Here is a 20202-nt window from a genome sequence, read left to right as displayed (position 1 = left end):
GGGGACGACGTGGGGTGGGGGGAGCGCCCCCGCGTCAGTAGCCGACCGAGTTGAAGAGGAACGGATACGTGATGATGACTTGGCCGCCCTTGGGAGCTGGGAACTGCCAGCCCTTCAGGCTGCTGAGGATGCACGCCTCGACGGAGGCGTTGCGGAGGGTGGAGGACTTCGTCTTGGCGGAGGCGACGCGGCCGTTGAGCCCGATGGCCCACTCCAGCACCACCTTGCCGGCGAGGCCGGGGTCCTTGAGCAGCGCGCGCTCGTAGCAGCCGTGCACCTCATTGAGGTGGCTGTTGATGACCTTGGCCACGGCTTCGCGGTCCACGGTGCCCTGGGTGGAGGAGATGCTGCGCGCGGTGGCGCGCGTGACGGTGCCGCCCACCGCGCCCTTGCCCACGCCGCCCGCGCCCAGCGCGCCAATGCCGCCGCCGCCCTTGCCGCGCAGCAGCTCCGCGCCCAGGGTGGCGCCGCCGCCCTTGCCGCCGCCGCCCAGGCCGAAGGTGCCCAGGCCCGCGTTGGCGATGGGCGCCTTGCCGATGAGGCCCGCGAGTTTGTAGTTGGTCTGCTTGGCGTTCTTGCTGCCCGGGCCGCTGCCCAGCTTGTCCACGGCGGCCAGCAGGTCGTTGGTGGCGGGGCCCGCGGCGGACAGCTTCGCGAGCGCCTTGAGCGCCTTGCTCTCCGGCGCGGCGGCCACGGCCTTGGGGACCTGCACTTCCTTCACGGGCTTGGGAGGAGCCTTCTCCGCGACGACGGGCTTCTCCTTCGCGGGCTCCTTCTTCTTGAGGGTCTCGAGCTTCTTCTTGGCCTCTTCCTTCTTCTTGGGCTCGGGGGCGATGAGGCGCAGCGCGACGGGCGGCAGGTTCTTCTGGGTGAAGTCCGCGGTCGCGGGGCCTTGTGGCCGGGTGGCGATGAACCAGCCCAGGCCGCCGCCGAAGATGGCGAGGAAGAAGAGGGTGAGCCAGGGCAGGCCCTTGAGCGGGTTGACGAAGATGCGCTCGGGGGCGGGGGCCGCGTAGGCGACGAGCGACATCTTGCCCTGGGTGAGGCGGGCGGCGGCGCCATCGCGCAGGGTGACGAAGCGGCGGCTGCCGTCGGACTCGAGCGCGGCGGTGGTGACGGGGGCGAAGTGGCCGTCGCTGTGCGCCTTCTCCACGTCTGTGCCGGGGGGCACGAAGAGGCGGTAGTTGCCGTTGACGGACTCGGCGAGGGTGAAGTCGTCACCTTCCGGGAGGGTGAAGCCCCACAGCGGCATGGGGGCCAGCTCGTCCACGGCGGCCTTCACGGGCTTCTTCGCGTCCGGGACGAAGCGGCGCGCGTCGCGGCGCACGGCGCCCCAGTACAGCTCCAGGTAGAGCTGGGCCGCGCCCTTGCCCGGGCCGATCTTCGGCGCGTGCGTGGGGCGGCTGGCCGGGGCCTTGTCGAGGACGAGGGGGCCGGAGGTGGGCGCGGCGACGTCCGTGTCCAGGTCCGCGAGCAGGTCGTCCACTGCGAGCAGGCTGGGCATGACCTCCGACGGAGGACGGCGCCGCGCGGAGGGGACGGTGCCCGCGGGAACGGCGGGAGCGGGAGCCGGCTTCGACGCCGCGGGCTGAGCGTGCGCGGCCTGTTGCGCGTGAGCCGCCTTCGCGGCCTGCTGGGCCTGTTGCTGCGCGAGAGCGGCCTGCTGGGCCTGTTGCTGCGCGAGAGCGGCCTGCTGCTGTGCGTACGCGGCCTGCTGCGCCTGCTGTTGTGCCAGCGTGGCCTGCTGAGCCTGCTGCTGTGCGTACGCGGCTTGCTGCGCCTGCTGTTGTGCGTACGCGGCTTGCTGCGCCTGCTGTTGTGCCAGCGCGGCCTGCTGAGCCTGCTGCTGGGCGTAGGCGGCCTGCTGGGCCTGCTGCTGCGCGAGCGCGGCTTGTTGCTGCGCGTGTGCGGCCTGCTGGGCCTGCGCGGCTCGCTGAGCCTGCTGCTGGGCGTAGGCGGCCTGCTGCGCCTGCTGTTGCGCCAGCGCGGCCTGCTGCTGCGCGTAGGCGGCTTGTTGCGCCTGCTGTTGGGCGAGCGCGGCCTGCTGAGCCTGTTGCTGCGCGGCGTGCTGAGGCGCGAAGCCATTCGCGGGCCCGAACGCGTGCGTCGCCCCGTTGCCTCCGTTCAGGGGCGCGGCGGGCGGAGCCCCCGCACCTCCGAGGAGCGCGGCGACCTCGGGCGGCGGCTGCGGCTTGGACTCGACGGGACGCTGGTTGAGGATCCGCGTCTTCAGGACGAACGGACCGCACAGCACCTCGTCCACGGAGCGGATCTCACAGGCGGTGACCTGGTGCCCGTTGACGAAGACGCCGCTGGCGCCGCCGCCCGCGTCCTGGATCGCGGTGCGGCCGTTCTGGAAGTACAGCAACGCATGGCGCGGCGACACGGACGCGTCGTCCAGCCGCAGGTCCGACGACGCATCGGAGCCGAGCGCGTAGGTGCCGGGGACGAAGACCTCCGTCCCCACCAGGAGGCCGTCGCGGAGGATGACGACTTGCAGGACGCTGGGCTGGCCGCTCAACGGTGACGCTCCCTTCGAGGGGTGATGGGCGGTACGGCCCTACTGATCGTAGACGGTGGCGAGCGTCTCCGAGCGGAAGCTGTCGCGCTCGCGGAGCATCGACCGCGTCTTCAATTCCTTGCGGTCATACAGGTACACGGCGCCGGACTTGTTCGTCTGGCCCTGGATGAGCCGGTCGTCGAAGTCGATGCGCGACGGGCCGCGCTGCGGCGGCGCGGACGACGCGGCGGCCGAGGCATCCCCCGTCACAGGGTCCGTGACGGCGGTGCTCGACTTCGTCTCGATGCGCGGGGGCGCCTTGCTCGAGCCCTTCTTGGCCTTGGGTGCCTTCGCGGCCTTCGTCTTGGAGGCGCGTGCACGCCCCTGGGCCCAGGCATCGTTCGCGGGGGAGAGGGGACCGAAGCCGAGCACGCTGGCGACGGCACAGAAGAGGAGGAAACGTCGCATCATCAACAGGTTAAGCGATGCGAGCCCCGACCTGTCAACGCACACTCCAGCCCCATGGCATGGCCTGTGGCGATCAGGTGTGGGGGGCAGTCCACCTCACCTGGGGCGGACTCTCCACGACTCGTCCTTCTTCGTGCCGGTACGCTGGAAACGTCCCGTGGGGTTCCCTCCGAGCGGCGCCTCCCCAGCATGCGAGCAGACGTGGCACGAAGTCATCGTGACACGGTGGGCGGATGGAGGATGCTCGCGCGCGGGAGGCATGCCCACGCGTGATAGGTGTCACTCGCAATCGGGGATGGATCGCGGCCGTGCTCGGAGCCCTGGTGCTCCTGGGCCTCGGGGTCTTCGTATTGAAGCCCCCGAGCAGCCCCGCGCCAACGCCCGCGCCAGCGCCGTCCGCCGCTCCCGCTGAACCGCGCCCCATCCTCCAGGCGGTGGGCCCGAAGCTGACCAGCAACCAGACCTCGCAGCCGCTCGCCCTCTACGGAGAGAACCTGGTGCCGGGCCTGCGGCTGGTGCTCGGCGCGCCCCTGTCGCGGGAGGTGCCGCTCACGGTGGTGGACTCGCGCCATGGCTACGCGAGGCTCCCCCCCGACCTCAAGCTCCCCGAGGGCACCTTCCAGACGGACGTGCAGCTGTCGCTCGCCGCGACCGGTCCCCGGCCCACGGGCACCGCGCGGCTCACCCTGGTCAACGACGCGGCCTTCCCGGACCTGATGGCGATGGCGCTGTCCCCGGACGGGCGCACGCTCTTCGTCGCGTCGCCGCCCACGGACACGGTGTTCGCGCTGGACGTGGAGTCCGGCCGCGTGGAGGCGATGGCGGTGGGGGACGGGCCGTCCGCGCTGGCGACCTGGAAGGACGCCAGCGGCCATCCCTGGTTGGGCGTGGCCCACCAGTACGGCGCGGAGCTCTGGCTGTACGCGCTGGACGCGCCGGAGCGGAAGGCCCGGGTCGTCCCCGCGCCCCCGGGTGTGTGGGGCCTGGAGGTGGATGGGGCGAAGGGCGTGGCCTTCGTCGCCGAGCACCACCGCGACACGGTGCACGCGCTCGCGCTGGAGGATGGCCGGGAGAAGTGGAGCGCGGCCGTGGATCCGAACCCGCGCGCGATGGCGCGGTGGAACGGACTGCTCGCGGTGGGCAGCCTCCAGACGGGGCAGGTGGTGCTGCTGCGCCAGGACGACGGCCGGGAGCTGGCGCCGGTGGTGCCGAAGCCCGGCGTCCCCATCATCGGAGGCACCACGGAGGCCTTCTCCGCGCAGGTGATGGGTGGCAAGGCGCCGCGAGCCCTGGTCGCGAGCGACCGCCTGAAGCGCCTCTTCATGTCGAGCCTGGGGCCGAACGTGGGGCCCAACGCCCAGCGCATGGAGGTGAGCGCGAACAGCGGCGTCGCGGTGCTGGACCTGGACCGGCAGGAGGTGGTGCGGCACCGGGGCTTCGGCGCGGGCGTGACGGAGGGGCTGGCGCTGGATGACCGCGCCGGGCTGCTCTACGCGGCGGACGTGGGCCTGGGCCAGGTGCGGGTGCTGGACGCGAAGGCGCTGGTGAAGGGCGACGCGGCCGCGCGCGAGGCGGTGCTCCAGACGCTGCCCGTGCCCGCGCCGGAGGGCACTCCGTGGATCCGCCCCGTGGAGGACCTGGGCACGAAGGGCAGGGCGGGGCTGGAGCTGCACTCCGGGCCGCGCTCGCTGGCGCTGTCCCCGGACGGACGCACGCTCTACGTGCTCAACCGCTTCACGGGCACGGTGGCGGTGGTGGACGTGAGCGAGGCGCGGGCGGGCAGGGCGCGCGTGACGCGGCAGTGGCCGGTGGTGGACGTGCGCTCGCGCGAGCAGCGCCGGCTGGGGCAGGTGCTCTACTTCGCCGACGTGGGGCGCACGGGCATGAGCTGCGACGCGTGCCACATCGAAGGGCACACCGGCGGCGTCTTCTTCGAAAAGACGCGCCCCATGCGCATCTACCGGTCCACGACGGCCCTGGGCAGCCGGGACACGCCGCCCTACTTCACGCCCGCGAGCACGCGCAGCCTCGCGGAGACGGCGGAGACGGTGGGTGGGCGTAACCGCTACCACAACCCGGATCCGTCGCCGTCGGAGGTGGAGGCGCTGGCGCTCTACACCTCGCTGCTGCCCACCGCGCCCAACCCCTACCGAGGAGAGGACGGCGCGCCGCTGGAGACCGTCACGCTGCCGGACGGCAGGACCGGCCATCCGGTGAAGGGCCTGGCATTGTTCGAAGGGAAGGCCCGGTGTCTGGCCTGCCATCCCGCGCCCCTCTTCACGCTGGACCAGGACCCCTCGACGCGGGGCCAGTACCAGGACGTCGGCACGCCCATCGCGCTACCGCTGCGGCTGGATCAGCAGCAACTGGTGACGGGAGCGGCGCCGCCCTCACTGGTGGGCACCTGGGACGTGTGGCCCCTCCTGACGAGCGCCACGGCGGGCTACGCGGTGCAGGAGGACCGGCTCGTGGTGGGCTCGCGCTTCCCGCTGCGCACGCTGCTGGAGACTCCAGGCCTGAACCACGGCGCCGCGCAGGAACTCACCGCCGAGGAGCGCGACGACCTGCTCGCATACCTGCTCACTCTGTAAGTAGAGTGAGCGAATGCGTCGGCTCTCCTCCTGGGCGCTCTTCATCTGCGTCGCCACCCTGCACTGGGCGTGTGCCGCGGCTCAAGCTCCTGGCACACTGATGCATTCCGCATGTCGTGAGCTTCCGACCATCGAGGAGTGCCGTGCCGCCGCAAGGAGCATCACGGACGAATGCCTGCGGGAGTGCGTCAGCCTCCAGTGCGGCGGCGCGAAGATCAACTGTGGCGCGGATGTGAAGAAGGAGTGCGCGCTCCGGAAGGGCACCGGCGTTACCCCGCTGGGGTATGTGTGGAGGCCGCCGGATGCGGGCTGCCAGAATCCGGTCCACGAGGTGAACTGGTGCGAGGAGCCCTCATCGCGCGAATGCCGTGCCCAGGCGATGGTGCATGAACTGGCCCATGCCTGCGGCTGGAAGCATCGGCAGGGCCTTGGGGTTCCTGGCGATGATGGAGATCTCCGGTGCGAATGACACGCTCGATGCTCCTGACCCTCAGCCTCATGGGACTGAGTGCATGCCAGGGGGGCCCCTTCTCCCGTGCGAGGCCCGGTGCCGACGCTCAGGCCGCCACCTGCCCGAAACATGAACCGGCGTCCGCGCGGGTGGAGTTCCAGCACGCAGGCTTCGACGGACAGACCCTGTCAGGGCGCCTGTTGCTGGGGACCTCAAGTGGAAGCCTGTGTCTGGACCGGCGTCTCATTGAGAGCCACACGCTGACCGTGGAGCGGGTCCTGGACTGTGCCAGCGGGCAGCCCCTGCCGTTCCTCGTCGTCGACGTCCGGACGCCACCGCGCCGGGAAGAGGACATCCTCCTCCTCGAGCCAGGCCAATGGTACGGGCGGGATGTAGTCGTCCCGCTCTTCCCCCAGTCCGCGACCGGGCAGCCCGGACCTGATTGTGTCGACGTGGAACTGTCCGTCCACGCACTGGATGCCGCCAACATCGCGAAGCCGAGGCTGCGCGTGACGCGTGTCCCGGCTCCCGAGTCAGAAGCTCCTCCCGCTGACGGCACTGCTCGGGAGCCGTCACCCACGCCCTAACGCGCGGGATTGGAGTGGAAGGGCATCAGCACCGCGGCGCGGACCCGGGTGGCCAGCGCCTCGGAGAGCAGCGGCCACCCGAACGCCGCGAACGTGAGCACGGCCATCATCCCGCTGAACATCCACAGCCCCATCATCACCGCGATGCCCAGGTGCAGGCCCAGCGTCAGCGCCACCCAGAGCCCCCGCGTGCGCCGGGGCCAGACGCAGAACGCGTAGCCCACCTCCACCACCAGCGTGCCCCACGTGGCCAGCTTGACCAGCCACGGCACCACCGCGAGCCACGCGAAGTCGAACTGGCCGTACTGCGGCTGCATCAGCACCTCCCAGAGCGCAGTTCCGTTCCGCCACACGGGCCCCAGCAGCTTCTCCAGGCCCGTGGTCAGGTAGATGAGACACAGGTGCACCTGCAACACGCGCAGCGACAGCGTCGCCAGCGCGGACGGCGCGCCGGACAGCCTCCCCGCCCGCACGTCCAGGGAGTACGCCGTGCCCACCGGCATCACCGCGCAATAGAACAGACTGATGTGCGCGAAGGTCTCCACGCCGTAGGAGAAGAAGCTGATGCTGTTGAGCAGCACCGTGTGGAGGATCCACGCCACCACCGCCGACAGCCGCGTGTGCAGGCCCAGCAGGAGCCCCAGTAGCGCCACCACATAGACGAACGTCAGGCCCTGGATGATGGCCGCCTGCGAGAAGCCCAGCGGCGCCAGCGCGGCCACCACCGAGCCCACCCGGGGCACGGACGGGGACGCCATCACCTCGGAGACGCTCCAGGGCACCCAGCCCTGGTTGCCCAACAGCTCCGGCAGGCTCTCCGACAGGCTCCACGCCTGGATGAGCAGCAGCGCCGCCACGCCGATGCGGAACACGCCCAACGGCTGCGGAGAAGAAGGCTCGCCGACGAACGCCGCCAGCCTGGCCCCCACCGCGGACCTCCAGGTCTGGGCGCTCATGGCGTCACCTCCCCCGTGGACACGGCCGCGGGCACGCGCCGCTGGAACTCCGCGCGGTAGGCCTCCGTCCAGAGGGGGCGTGCCCCCTGGAGGTGCGCCTCCATGCCGGGCAGTTGGAGCGACTCCACGCGCACCGTGACGGAGCGCGCGTCCGGGTGCCGGCCGAACATCGCCGCCGCCCACGCGCGGGCCAGCGCGTCCCGGCTCTCCTCCAGGTTGAAGCGCAGGTTCATGGAATGGATGCGCACGTTCACGGCGCCATTGTCGGACCGGAAGTCGTCATGCAGCGGTTCGCCGGACGCACCTTCCAGGTCGAAGGAGACACGCACCGCCGGGCTCACCCCGGGGGCGAAGAAGCTGAAGCCACTGCTCGACCCCGTCCAATGTCCATAGGCCTGGGCCCAGGGCCTCGTGGTGTCCGTCAGCGGGAGCAAGGGCACGTGCAGCGCGCCACGGGCCACCATCAGCAGGTGCAGCACGGCCAGGCCGGTCAACAACCCGTGCCGGGGAGTCAACGTGTGTCGCATGGGGGCTCCAGACCGAGCGCCGGAGGGGGCACCTCCGGCGTCGGGTCCGTCTTGAATGGACCGCTACTTCGTTTCAGGGGGTTGGGACGTCAGCCGGCGTCAGTTGCAGTTGCCGGAGATGCTGCCGCCACCGATGAAGATGCCCAGCAGGTTGCCCGTGGTGTTGCCCAGGATGTTGCCGCCACCCAGGATGTTGCTGAGGATGCCGCAGTTGCCGTTGCCGCTGCCCGAGCCACCGGCCAGGGAGCCCGTCTTCGACACCAGCACGACCTCCTCCATCGACACCGCCATGCGCGGATCGTGGCTCTTCACCTCGCGGTTGTGAGCCATCGCGCCCGTCGCACCCAGCGCCAGCACGAACATCGCCACGGTCCCGCCCAGCTTCATGTGCGTCTTCTTCATGGTCTTGCTCCTTGGGGATTGGACAGCACGGGCAATGTCTTTCCCCTCCCCGAAATCGGAACCATCCCGGTAAGACCAGGATTCTGTTGAGGGCTGATTCCAGGCGGGATGTGGACATTCCAGCCTGGTTGGCGGCGAGCTTTTCTCCGCCGGCGCGAAAAGGCGGGAGCGGTGTCAGGGGCTTCACGTGGATCCGGCACTCGGGTCGCTTGCGTTGGAAGGGGGGGCTGAGGTCTACAATCCAACGAATGCGTTCCTCCCCCCGGGTCGCCTGGCTCCTGCTTCCAACGTTGTGGCTGTCGTGCACCGACGCGGGGCTCTATTCGATTGATGACCGCGCGGGCGGCACACGGGACCGCGCCAACTTCGAGGGAGACCTCTGCGTCCCCGAGGCCACCGGCGACGCGTTCCCCGTGAAGGTCGTCTTCGCGCTCCAGGGCGGCACGGGCGTGGAGCCGGAGGTGGTGGGCTCCGCGGTGGACGGGCTCACCACGCTCACCTCGCGCTTCACCGGCCCGCAGGTGCGCTTCGGGCTCGTGGCCTTCCACTCGGTGGCCACCGGCCTGCAAGGCAGCTTCACGGACGCCGCCTCCTTCCAGACCGTCCTGCCGCGCTATGCCAGCTACCAGCAGGATGGCCCCATCAGCATCCGCTCCGCGCTGCGGCTGTCCAAGAGCCTGATGTCCGGCGAGATGCAGTCCTCCTGCAAGGGGGAGGTCGCGCGCTCGCGCTACGTGGTCGCGCCCGTCATCCGCAGCTCCGACGTGAGCTGTGACAACCCGGCCTTCAACATCGGCATCGACAGCCGCTGCACCGCGCTGGCCCAGGCCGCCGGCTGCAACGCGACCCCGGAAGACCAGGCCCGGTGCAACGCTTCGTGCAGCCAGTGCGAACTGACCGCCGTGGTGGGCGAGCTCAAGGGCCTGGTGGAGCAGCTGGGCGCGGGCGACGTCAGCGTCCAGCCCATCTACGTCCGCGATGCCACGCCCGACCCCGTCACGCGGTTGCAGGTGGCCGCCATCGCCAACGCGGGCGGCAGCGCGCCCGTGGAGACCGACTGGCAGGGCCTGCCCAACGCGCTCGCGCGGCTGGACTACGGCGCGCTGGACAACTCGCTCAAGCTCAAGCGCTTCCTCGCCTTCAACCGCAACGTGCAGGTGCGCAACGGCCAGATGCTCATCGACAGCGACGGTGACGGCGTGGCGGACGACGACGAGCGCGCCATGGGCCTGGACCCCACCGTCCCCGACACCGACCAGGACGGGCTCATGGACGGCGTGGAGCTGCGCATGGGCCTGGACCCGCTCGCCGTGGACATCATCAACGGCTGCAGCGTGGTGCAGGACACGGACGGCGACCGGCTCAACGACTGCGAGGAGCGCGTGCTGGGCAGCGACCCCTGCGTGGGCGACACCGACGGTGACGGCCTGCCGGACCTGGTGGAGGCCCTGTCCCAGACGAACCCGCTCATCGCCGAGGACCTGCTCGACACCGACCGCGACGGCATCTCCAACGTGGCGGAGGTGGAGGCCCACGGCGACCCGCTCAGCGCCGACCTCGACTTCCACCGTGAGCGCGGCTACGGCTACTCCATCGTCCCGCTGCCCCCCACCGCCACCAACGACCGCGCCTGCTACCGCACCCGCGTGGAGAACGTCTCCCTGGTCCCCACCCTGGAGCGCCCCCACCCGCTGATTCCCGGCGAGGTGATCTCCGCCGGCACCAACGAGGTCTACCTCTACCTCCAGGTGGGCCGGGACAATGATCCGCGCGGCGCCGGTGTGGGTTCGCTCTTCATCCAGGAAATCCAGTACGACCCCGACACGGGCCGCACCCCCGCCGGGATGGTTCCCCTCGTCTCCGACGACTTCATCGTGAGCAACTGAGCCGGCCCGCTGGCGTGGGGTGTTCCCCACAGTCTGAATGGGGTGTCCCCCCCACACCCTTCCTGTAGCAGGCTCTTTCGAACGCGCAACCCCTTGAAGTTCCTCACCCTGAAACTCCTACAGACGCGGGATCGCCTCTTGCTAGGGGCAGGGGTTGTGAAAGGAGTCACCATGACTATCGGTCGCATTGCCCCCATGTTGGCGCTCGGAGCCTTCCTGGTGCTGAGCCCCCGCACCGTGCAGGCCCAGGAGCAGAACCCGGACAACCCGGAGTGCCTCGGAGATGAGTGCGGCAGGCCCAAGGAGGAGGGCGGCGGCTGCGGTTGCGGCTGCGGCTGTTCCGTCTGGGTGGCGTACACGGACGACGGCAAGACGCTGTCGTACACGGACGACGCGGACGGCGACGGCAAGGCGGACGACAAGGACAACTGCCCGTTCTCGTCCAACCGCGACCAGGACGACACGGCGGACAGGGACGGCGTCGGCACCGCCTGTGACAACTGCCCCGCGGTGTCCAACGCCAACCAGCTGGACGGCGACGGCGACGGCATTGGCGACGCGTGTGACGACGACGACGACGGCGACAAGGTCCTGGATACCGTCGACAACTGCCCCACCATCCCCAACGCCAACCAGGCGGACAACGACAAGGATGGCATCGGCGACGTCTGCGACGACAACGATGACAACGACCTCTGGCCGGACGGCGAGGACAACTGCCCGCTCATCGCGAACGACGACCAGGCGCTGCCGGCGGACGTGAGCCTGTGCCGCGTGGACGCGGACGGCGACAACGTCTCCGACAACCTGGACAACTGCCCCGGCCTGTCCAACCCGGACCAGAAGGACACGGACGCGGACGGCATCGGCGACAAGTGCGATCCGGACATCGACAACGACTCCGTGCTCAACACCGTGGACAACTGCCCCGCGGTGGCCAACCGCGACCAGGCGGATGACGACGGCGACGGCCTGGGTGACGCGTGCGACACGCGCTACTGCGTGGTGCTCAACAAGGACAACCCCAACGACTGCCTCGACCCGAAGTCGCCCTTCAGCGTGGGCACCGGCGGCAGCATCAGCGTGGAGAAGACGGGCATGGCGGTGCGCCCGCCCCTGTTCGCCAACCGCAACGGCGCGGCCATCGAGTACACGTGGACGGTGGTGAAGCGTCCCTCCGGCTCCACCGCGGTGGTGGAGAACCCCAAGGGCGCCGTCACCTACAGCCGCCACTGGGAGTACCAGTACGTGGACGGCAGCGTGCCCAACTTCAACCCGGACAAGGAAGGCGAGTACGAACTGCAGGTGTCCACGCGCCTGGCCTTCGCGGACCGCGTGTTCCCCAATGAGCGCGCCTCCGTGTCCAGCCTCTTCGTGAAGGTGGGCGAGCAGGACTCCGACGGCGGTGGCTGCACCTCGCTGCCCGCGGGCGGCAGCGCCGCGGCCCTGGGTGCCGGCGTGCTCGGCCTGCTCCTGCGCCGCCGCAAGAAGGCGTAACCAAGGATGTTCCCCGTGCCAGGAGGTCCGCATCGCATGCGCCGTCTGCTCGTCGTTCCGTTTCTTGCGACCGGCCTCCTGGTCCTGGGTGTGCTGTCCTGTTCAGACACGCTCCTGGAGCCGCGCGCCCAGGAGCAGTCCCAGCTGGATGACCGGCTGACGCTCACCGGCCGGGTGTGCACGCGCCCGGCGAACCCCACCGGCTTCCCGGTGAAGGTGGTGCTCGTCGTGGACGAGTCCGGCAGCATGTGTGTGTCGGATCCGCCGGGCTCGCAGGAGGGCAGCGGCTTCTGCGAGCGCGCGGAGGTGCAGGCCATCATCCCGCCGGGCGTGACGGAGCCCGCGCGCGTGCGCGCCCTGAAGAACGTGGTGAATGGCTTCCGGCGCATCAACGCCGCGGGCCAGGGCAACATCAGCATCGCCATTGCCCCGTTCGAAACGAACGTGAAGAACACCTGGCCGCCGGCCTCCACGGGGGACCGCTTCGCGCCGCCGGGCAACATCAACGGCTACATCGAGGGCCTGCAGTCGCAGCTGGGCAAGGGCACGGACTACCAGGGCGCGCTCAGCTACGCGTACAGCCTCATCGCCAGCGACATCGAGGCGGTGTCCCAGTCCACGCCGGAGCTGTTGCCGCGCACGCGCTACGTCGTCGTGTTCCTCACGGACGGCACGCCGTACCCGCGCTGCTCCGCCAACGACGCCCTGTCCGTCTACGCGGGGCCGGACACGCCGGACCTCACCTGGCGCGACTCCATCTCCAGCTTCTGCAACGCCACCAGCACCACCGACGCCATCACCGGCTTCGAGGTGGGCACGGACCGCAACCAGAACTACCAGCTCTTCAGCTACGTGCGCCGGCTGATGGAGCTGAAGACGCAGTACAACGTGGGCGACGTGCGCATGCACACGGTGCTGCTCTTCAACGAGGAGGCCGTGCGCGCCTGCGGCCCCATCTGCCAGGACATCTACGGCACCTACCCGGGCGTCCCGGAGGCGCAGTACCCGGCCGCGGCGAAGAAGATCGCCTCCTTCCTGCTCAAGCGCTTCGCGGAGATGGGCAACGGCGTGTACCAGGAGTTCAGCGACACGGCCGAAATCTCCGAGCTGGGCCTGGGCGCGTTGGACTACTCCTCCTTCGCGTCGCCCAACGTGATGAAGACCTTGATGGTGGAGCCCCTGAGCTCCGCGCCAGGGGATGACGGCCGCGTGCTGGACAGCGACGGCGACGGCGTCCCGGACTCGTTGGACAACAGCTTCACGCTCAAGACGAACCCCTTCACCATCGACAGTGACGGGGACTGCCTGAGCGACGGCTTCGAGTACCGGCGCCAGGACCAGGGCTTCAAGGCGGGCAACGACCTGGACGCGCGCGGCTGCAACCCGCAGTCCCCGCTGACGCCCGGCTGCACCTGCCGGGACACGGACGGTGACGGGCTGTCGCAGTTCGCCGAGGACTACCTCAAGACGCGCCAGGGCATCGTGGACAGCGACGGCGACGGCGCGCCGGACGGGCTGGAGGCGAAGTACGGCCTCAACCCGCTCCAGTCGAGCGTGTCCGGCCTGGACACGGACGGCGACGGCATCCCGGACGACGAGGAGTTGAAGGCTGGCAGCGACCCCACCCGGCGCGACCGGCCCTTCCACGACAAGTACGGCATCCAGTACGAGGTGAAGAAGGTCCCGGGCGGCACCGACACGGACGGCGTCTGCTACGACTTCACCGTGTCCAACCTCCAGCTGGTGACACCGCCGGACCGCTCCGGTGTGAAGCAGGGCTACAACCTGTTCAAGGTGTGGTTCGCGGAGGCGCCGGAGAGCGGCGTGTCCACGGACTACGGCGTCTGGCGCACCGCGTGCGCGTGGGCGCAGTACGCGCCGCCCAGCGTGCGCGTGCCGCTGGGGTCGGACCTGGCCATGGAGGACAGTGACTTCCGCCGGCCGGATCAATTGGTGGACCCCTGGAGGACCCAGGGCAGTTGCGTCGGCGTGTCGCCGTCGCAGGGAGGCGCGTCGCCGTGAGCCACGCGGGACGTTGGTTGGCGCTCACCCTGGTGGGGTTCGCCGTGGTGGTGGCCTGTTCGGATTCGTACCTCTACGACCCGCGCCGCGACACGGAGGTGCCCGCGGACCGGGCCGTGGCGCTGGACGGGCGCTTCTGCACGCTGGGCGCCAATGAGGTCATCCGGCCCATCAAGATCATCGTCGCCATGGACGCCAGCCAGTCCATGCGCGTGAGCGACCCGGACGGTGTGCGCGCCACGGCGCTGGTGGACCTCATCGAGAACCTCCCGCAGGACGACGAGGTCTCCATCGCGGTGATGCTCTTCGCGGGCAGCACGACGGCGTTCCTCACGCAGGACCCCGGGCCGCCGGCGGAGGACGGCTTCGTGCAGGTGTCGCGGCTGGACGCCACCGCGAAGGCCATCCTCACGGAGAAGCTGCTCACCTTCCGCAACACGGACACGTCGCCGAACCGGGACTCGACGGACTTCGTCAAGCCGCTGTCGGACATCTACTCGCTCATCAACACGGACATCGCGCGGGCGCGGCAGCAGCCCAGCGGGAGCGACGCGCTGGCCCAGGCGCGCTACTCGGTCATCTTCCTGTCGGACGGCAAGCCCACCAACAACCAGGACGACGAGCTCATCCGCGGCGACGCGGTGGTGCGCATCCGCCAGCTGCGCGACCTGGTGGAGGACGTGCGCTTCAACACCGTGCACGTCTTCAACCCCGTCCAGCCCGTGCCGTCCGTGTGCGACCTGGTGGCGGAGGACGGCGGCTTTGGCGACGGCGGCTGCCCGCTGCTCATCATCAACCAGAACGCGGACCGCCTGGAGAAGATGGCCACGCTGGGCGGCGGCAACTTCCGCGACTTCCGCAACAACGAGCCCATCAACTTCCTCAACTTCCAGTTCGGCCAGGTGCGCCGCGCCTTCATCGTGAAGGACTTCGTGGCCTCCAACTTCTCCGCGCCCCCGGGCAGCCCGCTGGATGAGGCGGACACGGACGGTGACGGCCTCACCGACGCGCGCGAGTACGAGCTGGGCACGAACCCCAACCTGCGCGACACGGACGGCGACGGCTTCAGCGACGGCGTGGAGGTGTACTTCCGCGACCGTGGCGTGCAGTTCGACCCCACCCAGGAAGTGCAGCCGGACGGCGGCGGTCTGGACAAGGGCTGTCCGCCCGCGCTGCGCGGCGTGGACACCGACTGCGACGGCCTGCTGGACTGCGACGAGCAGTTCATCGGCACGAACGCCACGCTCCAGGACAGCGACGGCGACGGCGTGCCGGACGGCATGGAGTGGCGGGGCGGCACGCAGGGCTCCAGCAGCGACATGGATGAGGACCCGGACACGGACGGGCTCACCAACCGCAGCGAGGCGCGCATGCACATGCGCCCCCTGCAGGTGGACACCGCCAACCTGGCCTCGGACGCGTACCGCTACAGCATGGAGGCGGACGGCCCGGTGGATGACCAGGGCCGCCAGTGCTACCGCTTCCGCGTGGACAACGTGCTGCTGGCGCCCACCATCGCCATGATCGCCGACGGCGGCGTGGACGGGGGCGTGGACGCCGGCACCGTGCAGCGCGGCGCGGGCTACAACGACATCTACCTCTCCGTGTCCATGCTGCCCGCGGACGACCCCACCGCGCGCACGCTGGTGCGCACCTTCCGCGTGGACTCCGTGCGCTACCCGGTGGGCGGCATCAAGTCGCCTCCGGATGGTGTCATCCGCGTGAACCCCGAGGACTTCGTGGACGGCTGCCCCGGCGTCGCCCCGACCCTCTCGCCCGTCCCCTGATTTCTTCGCCTCCGGATTCCCCCATGCGCCTCCGCACCCGACTGCTCCCGCTCGCGCTCCTCCTGTTGGCCGCCTGTTCCTCCGAGGGGGACGACACGCCGGACGCCGGCACGAGCGTGGTGGAGGACCTCTGCAACAACCGCGAGGAGGCGCTGACGAACGCGGACTGCGAGCTGAAGCCCGGCGTGCCCATGGAGCGCTTCCTGGCGCTCACGGGCGACGTGAAGGCCGGTGACGAGGACTGGTACAGCGTCCGCATCCCCGCCACCGCCAACGCGCGCACGCTGGTGCACGTCACCGGCACGTACCTGGCGTCCAGCACGCCGGTGAACCTGTCCGTCTCCGTGCTGGAGAAGGACAAGAGCACCTCGCTGGTGGCGAAGTCGGACCAGCACGGCGCGGGCGCCCCGAAGCCGGTGGACATCGTGCTGCCGTACGGCACGCCGGACACGCAGCTCATCATCGTGGTGCGCGACGCGCCCACGAACCCCGCGCGCCCCAACTACGACGCGCGCAACCCCTACCGGCTCACCGTGGAGCTGTTGGAGAACCCGGACGCGAACGAGCCCAACGACGTCACGCCCACGCCCATCGCGCTCGCGGCGCAGGGGGCCGTGCAGGTGGGCACCGCGCAGGGCTACCTGGCCACGGACAACGACGTGGACCGCTTCAGCTTCCCGCTGACGGCGGGGAAGATCGCCTACGTGCGCATCACCGCGCCGGACCAGGGCTTCGCGCCCAACTACCGCCTGTCCTATGAACTCCTGCGCCCCGGCAGCACCGACAAGGAGTCGGAGGGCAACGTGCTGCCCAAGGTGCACCCGGGCGTGATGGCCACCGCGCGCAAGGTGAAGCTGGCGGGCACCTGGGTGCTGGTGGTGAAGGGCTACCGGGGCAACAACGAGCCCGTGCCCTCGGGCGACCTGCGCCAGCCCTACGAGGTGGAGATTCGCGTGGTGGACGAGGAGGACCCGCGCGACCAGTCCGGGGACAACGACGCCTACGCGCGCGCGTACTCGAACAACCTGGGGGCGCCGGGCGCGTCCACGACCTTCGAAGGTCGGCTGGGCTACGTGGGCGACCGCGACTGGTTCGCGGTGAAGCTGTCGAGCCTGACGAAGCCCAGCGTGCTGCGCTACCGGCTGACGGAGCGGCCCACCACCACGCGCTTCGACCCGCTGCCCCTGCCGCTGGGCCAGCTGGCGGACCGGCAGGTGCTGGTGTTCACCACGGTGAGCACGTCCGTCACCGCGGAGCAGCGCGCCACCTGCACCAGCGACGCCACCGTGTGCCCTCGCGACACGCGCGAGCACCCCGACGCGCCGGGGCTGGTGCAGGCCTACTGCAACAACGCGGAGGCCGTGCTGTGCATCCAGTCGCTGCGCGAGGAGAGCGACCCGGCGCGCTTCCCCGGCCTGAGCAACTTCCAGGGCGCGCTGCCGGTGCCCGCGCACGGCACGGAGGTGACGTACCACTTCGCGGTGCAGGACGACGGCAACAACTGGGCGGATGACCGCGACTACCGGCTGGAGGTGTCCTGGGCGGCGGAGGACACGGATGAGGAGAACGCCTACAGCGGGGGCGTGGAGCAGCCGCGCTCCAAGACGCTCGGCGGCGTGGGCACGGGCAACCTGCCGGTGGGCAACGCCACCTTCGAGGCGAAGGGCCAGCTGACGCACGGCCACGGACGGCTGCGGAACAACGACCGCGCCACGGGCCTGGGCGTGCGCGGCCCCACGGACTACGACGCGGTGCCCTCCGACACGGACACCTTCGAGTACCAGCTCCCCGCGCTGAGCGCGCCCGAGGACGCGGCGTGGCTGGTGCAGTGGGACGTGGACAACCTGCCGGATGGCGGCACGCCGCACGGGCTGGCGCTGGATTTGACCTTCTGCGACGGCTCCGCCACGGACGGCGGCACCACCGGGTGCATGCCGGTGACGACCACCAGCACGGGCGGCGCGCTGACGCTGGCCTACAACCCGACGGCGATGCGCGCGTGGCACACCTCCGTGAGCGCGCCGCTCAGCAGCTACCAGGCGCTGTACCAGTTGGAGAAGACGGCCACCACGACGCGCGTCACGGTGTCGCCCTACACGTGCTCCTGCCTGGAGCGGCGCTTCATCCAGGGCGGCACGCTCAAGGTGGCGGTGAGCGCCACCGAGCGCACGGACTACACGCCCGTGGGCTACACGCTGCGCACCGGCTACGGCGACTACCCGCGCAGCTACAATGCGGCGGATGGCGGCTCGCCCACGTCGTGCCCGGCGCCCACGCAGGACGGTGGCACGTGGGTGGGCGGTTGCCAGTTCACCCGCTAGCGGGCCCGGGCGGGCGGCGGGGCTTCACGCCTCCGCCGCCTCCGGGGGCACCGCCGGGACTACGGCGCGATGCCCTTGCCCTTGAGCGCCAGCTCGCGCGTTTCGCCGTTGGCGGCGTTGGACTTGAGGGTGAGCGTGCCGGTGAACTCCTTCGCGGCGTTGGGCTTGAAGGCGACCTCGATGAAGGCGCGCTGGTAGGTCTCCAGCTTCAGGGGGCCGTTCTCCGGCCAGGTCTCCGGCTTCTTCATGGTGAAGACGCTGGGGCCGGAGATAGAGGCCTCGTTGAGCTCCAACGTCTGGAGGCCGCGGTTCTCGATGTAGAGCGTGTTGAAGGTCGTCGCCCCCACGTAGGTCCCAGCGGAGAACTCCGTGTCGAAGCTCAGCTCCGTACGGTCGATGAGCAACTGCGGCGTGTTCGGCAGGTCCTCGGACTCGTCTCCGCAGCCCGCCAGGGCGATGATGGTGAGGGGCAGCCACAGGTTGCGCAGGCGCATGGACATCCACTCCTCGGTGAGGTTTGAAAGAATGTCTGGTGTTGTAACACGGAATGTCTCGCGACTGGCGGGCGCGGTGATGGGATTGATGCTCGTCGCATGCGGTGGCTCGCGGGATGACTTCATCGGCGCGCGCGTGCTGGATGTCTGCAAGGCGTCCTGGCCCGTGTGCAGTGAGTACGCGGGCTGCATCCTCGGGCCGGAGAGCTACTCCGAGGGCCGCTTCCCCGGCCGCGGGCAGGTGCTGGTGCGCGTGCCGGAGGCGTCCACCATCAAGGTGAGCTTCTACCTGGAGGAGGTGACGGCGGCGGGCGAGGAGACGGCCATCAGCGTGCACGAAGAGGGCTGCCGCGCACGGCAGCGCAAGGCGTCCACGGGCCGCGCGGCGTTGGACCAGATGGAGAAGTTCGGCGTCTTCACCCAGCAGGCGGACGTCACCGGCGTGGGTGACCACCTGGTGGAGTTCGACTCCGACATGCAGGCGCGCTACGTGGTGAAGGTGGACGTGACGCCGCTGCGCCTCCAGTAGTGCGCCGCTTCAGCCCTTGAGCGTGCGCACCAGGTGGTCCGCCACGCGGAAGCTGTTGGCCGCGATGGTGAGCGTGGAGGGCACGCTGCCACCGGTGGGCATGAAGCTGCCGTCCACGACGTAGAGGTTGGGCACTTCGTGCGCGCGGCAGTGCTTGTCCAGCACGGAGGCCGCCGCGTCATTGCCGAAGCGGCAGGTGCCGTGCTGGAGGATGGTCGTCTCTCCCTGCGTGCCCACGCGCTCCACGCTGTCCGGGTCCAGGCGCATCAGCACTTCTTCTCCGCGCTCCACGAGGAAGCGCGTGGCGGCGAAGTCGGCCGGGTGCCGGTCCAGGGTGATGGCGGCCACGGGGATGCCGTACTTGTCCTTCACCTCGGACTCCACCGTGACGGAGGTGCCGGGCGTGGGGAGGAACTCCGCGTAGACCTCGAACTCGAGGATGCGCGAGTCGCGGTACGCGCGCATGCGGTCCTTCAGCTCCTTGCCGAACACGCCCGACTTGCCGGTGCCCGCCAGTCCCACCGCCGCGTAGATGGGGTTGGGGTGCGCCCACATGAAGCCCAGCGTGCCGCCCTTGCGGAAGCCGTGGCGCGCGTCCGGCATCAGGTAGAAGTCCTGGAGGCTGCGGTTGACGAAGGGCGCCGGGTCCGTGAGCCACGGCCGCGCCGCCTTCTGCTTGGACACGCGGAAGTGCGCCCGCGAGCCGCCGAAGGAGCTGAAGAGGAGGTTCCTACCCACGAGCCCGCTGCCGTTGGCCAGGCCATTGGGGAAGCGGCTGGAGGTGGAGTTGAGCAGCAGGCGCGCGCTCTCCACCGCGGTGGCGGAGGCGATGATGATCTTCGCGGGCTGCTCCTGCGCGACGCCGTCCTTGTCCAGGTACACCACGCTCTTCGCGCGGCCCTGCTTATCCACTTCGATGGAGCGCGCCATGCTGCCCGGGCGCACCTCCACGTTGCCGGTGGCGATGGCGTTGGGGATGAGGCTCGCGAGCGTGCTGCTCTTGGCGCCCGTCTCGCAGCCGTAGCTGCCGCACAGCGCGCAGTACGCGCACGGCGAACGGCCCTTGTAGGCCTTGCTGATGATGCCGCGCGCGGTGGGCAGGGCGTGCCAGCCCATGGCCGCGCACACCTTGTCGATTTCGGACGCCACCGGGTGCACGTCCAGGGGCGGCAGCGGGTAGGGGC

General features: G+C 70.2%; 15 protein-coding genes. 8 read left to right on the top strand and 7 right to left on the bottom strand.

Features of this window, described 5'->3' with window-relative positions; all coding sequences use genetic code 11:
• Positions 1-34: 34 nt before the first annotated feature.
• Positions 35-2521, bottom strand: coding sequence for an AgmX/PglI C-terminal domain-containing protein (locus tag D7Y21_RS31495; RefSeq protein ID WP_120561844.1), 2487 nt, complete (start codon positions 2519-2521; stop codon positions 35-37).
• 39 nt (positions 2522-2560) lie between these two features.
• Entirely contained in the window at positions 2561-2971 is a 411-nt protein-coding gene (locus D7Y21_RS31490; RefSeq protein ID WP_233591416.1) for a hypothetical protein, read from the bottom strand.
• A 230-nt stretch (positions 2972-3201) separates the two neighbouring features.
• On the opposite strand from D7Y21_RS31490, the gene D7Y21_RS31485 reads away from it, so the two are divergent.
• Complete coding sequence (locus tag D7Y21_RS31485) at positions 3202-5559, top strand: MtsA protein (RefSeq protein ID WP_121717539.1); 2358 nt, start codon at positions 3202-3204, stop codon at positions 5557-5559.
• 13 nt (positions 5560-5572) lie between these two features.
• The gene (locus tag D7Y21_RS42000; protein ID WP_158627383.1) at positions 5573-6028 is read left to right on the top strand and encodes a hypothetical protein; all 456 of its coding nucleotides are present in this window, start codon (positions 5573-5575) and stop codon (positions 6026-6028) included.
• Positions 6029-6593: 565 nt separating this feature from the next.
• On the opposite strand, the gene D7Y21_RS31475 is transcribed toward D7Y21_RS42000, so the two are convergent.
• From D7Y21_RS31475 to D7Y21_RS31465, 3 genes are all read right to left on the bottom strand, one after another.
• Complete coding sequence (locus D7Y21_RS31475) at positions 6594-7553, bottom strand: hypothetical protein (RefSeq protein ID WP_121717535.1); 960 nt, start codon at positions 7551-7553, stop codon at positions 6594-6596.
• Positions 7550-8080, bottom strand: coding sequence for a hypothetical protein (locus D7Y21_RS31470; protein WP_147443121.1), 531 nt, complete (start codon positions 8078-8080; stop codon positions 7550-7552). Before D7Y21_RS31470 ends, D7Y21_RS31475 begins: the two co-directional genes overlap by 4 nt.
• 99 nt (positions 8081-8179) lie before the next feature.
• On the bottom strand, positions 8180-8482 hold the full coding sequence (locus tag D7Y21_RS31465) for a hypothetical protein (RefSeq protein WP_121717532.1): 303 nt from the start codon (positions 8480-8482) through the stop codon (positions 8180-8182).
• Between the two features lie 248 nt (positions 8483-8730).
• Here D7Y21_RS31465 and D7Y21_RS31460 point away from each other — a divergent pair, with 248 nt between their 5' ends.
• The 5 genes from D7Y21_RS31460 to D7Y21_RS31440 all read left to right on the top strand — a co-directional run bounded on the left by D7Y21_RS31460 (position 8731) and on the right by D7Y21_RS31440 (position 17995).
• On the top strand, positions 8731-10368 hold the full coding sequence (locus D7Y21_RS31460; protein ID WP_120561838.1) for a calcium-binding protein: 1638 nt from the start codon (positions 8731-8733) through the stop codon (positions 10366-10368).
• 171 nt (positions 10369-10539) lie between these two features.
• Positions 10540-11865 (top strand): thrombospondin type 3 repeat-containing protein, encoded by a 1326-nt coding sequence (locus D7Y21_RS31455; RefSeq protein WP_120561837.1) that lies wholly within the window; start codon positions 10540-10542, stop codon positions 11863-11865.
• Between the two features lie 36 nt (positions 11866-11901).
• Positions 11902-13887 carry a vWA domain-containing protein gene (locus D7Y21_RS31450; protein ID WP_121717531.1) on the top strand — a complete coding sequence of 662 codons (1986 nt, stop codon included), beginning with the start codon at positions 11902-11904 and terminating at the stop codon, positions 13885-13887.
• The gene (locus tag D7Y21_RS31445) at positions 13884-15674 is read left to right on the top strand and encodes a vWA domain-containing protein (RefSeq protein WP_121717529.1); all 1791 of its coding nucleotides are present in this window, start codon (positions 13884-13886) and stop codon (positions 15672-15674) included. The genes D7Y21_RS31450 and D7Y21_RS31445 overlap by 4 nt, the downstream gene beginning before the upstream one ends.
• 23 nt (positions 15675-15697) lie before the next feature.
• The gene (locus D7Y21_RS31440; RefSeq protein WP_121717527.1) at positions 15698-17995 is read left to right on the top strand and encodes a hypothetical protein; all 2298 of its coding nucleotides are present in this window, start codon (positions 15698-15700) and stop codon (positions 17993-17995) included.
• A gap of 59 nt (positions 17996-18054) precedes the next feature.
• Here D7Y21_RS31440 and D7Y21_RS31435 read toward each other — a convergent pair whose 3' ends face one another.
• Positions 18055-18489, bottom strand: coding sequence for a hypothetical protein (locus D7Y21_RS31435; RefSeq protein ID WP_199735521.1), 435 nt, complete (start codon positions 18487-18489; stop codon positions 18055-18057).
• Positions 18490-18577: 88 nt separating this feature from the next.
• On the opposite strand from D7Y21_RS31435, the gene D7Y21_RS31430 reads away from it, so the two are divergent.
• Positions 18578-19018, top strand: coding sequence for a hypothetical protein (locus D7Y21_RS31430; RefSeq protein WP_233591415.1), 441 nt, complete (start codon positions 18578-18580; stop codon positions 19016-19018).
• Positions 19019-19027: 9 nt separating this feature from the next.
• Here the strand turns inward: D7Y21_RS31430 and D7Y21_RS31425 are convergent.
• Positions 19028-20202 (bottom strand): GMC oxidoreductase (locus D7Y21_RS31425; RefSeq protein ID WP_147469426.1); only part of this gene is annotated, 1175 nt, incomplete at its 5' end.

It is taken from the genome of Corallococcus sp. AB045, assembly GCF_003668895.1.
GTDB lineage: Bacteria > Myxococcota > Myxococcia > Myxococcales > Myxococcaceae > Corallococcus > Corallococcus coralloides.
This window is presented reverse-complemented; position numbering and strand designations above follow the sequence as displayed.

Coding starts and splice junctions, on each gene's coding strand:
- D7Y21_RS31490 (WP_233591416.1), bottom strand. CDS start 2,971: ATGATGCGACGTTTCCTCCTCTTCTGTGCCGTCGCCAGCGTGCTCGGC.
- D7Y21_RS31485 (WP_121717539.1), top strand. CDS start 3,202: ATGGAGGATGCTCGCGCGCGGGAGGCATGCCCACGCGTGATAGGTGTC.
- D7Y21_RS42000 (WP_158627383.1), top strand. CDS start 5,573: ATGCGTCGGCTCTCCTCCTGGGCGCTCTTCATCTGCGTCGCCACCCTG.
- D7Y21_RS31475 (WP_121717535.1), bottom strand. CDS start 7,553: ATGAGCGCCCAGACCTGGAGGTCCGCGGTGGGGGCCAGGCTGGCGGCG.
- D7Y21_RS31470 (WP_147443121.1), bottom strand. CDS start 8,080: ATGCGACACACGTTGACTCCCCGGCACGGGTTGTTGACCGGCCTGGCC.
- D7Y21_RS31465 (WP_121717532.1), bottom strand. CDS start 8,482: ATGAAGAAGACGCACATGAAGCTGGGCGGGACCGTGGCGATGTTCGTG.
- D7Y21_RS31460 (WP_120561838.1), top strand. CDS start 8,731: ATGCGTTCCTCCCCCCGGGTCGCCTGGCTCCTGCTTCCAACGTTGTGG.
- D7Y21_RS31455 (WP_120561837.1), top strand. CDS start 10,540: ATGACTATCGGTCGCATTGCCCCCATGTTGGCGCTCGGAGCCTTCCTG.
- D7Y21_RS31450 (WP_121717531.1), top strand. CDS start 11,902: ATGCGCCGTCTGCTCGTCGTTCCGTTTCTTGCGACCGGCCTCCTGGTC.
- D7Y21_RS31440 (WP_121717527.1), top strand. CDS start 15,698: ATGCGCCTCCGCACCCGACTGCTCCCGCTCGCGCTCCTCCTGTTGGCC.
- D7Y21_RS31435 (WP_199735521.1), bottom strand. CDS start 18,489: ATGCGCCTGCGCAACCTGTGGCTGCCCCTCACCATCATCGCCCTGGCG.
- D7Y21_RS31430 (WP_233591415.1), top strand. CDS start 18,578: ATGCTCGTCGCATGCGGTGGCTCGCGGGATGACTTCATCGGCGCGCGC.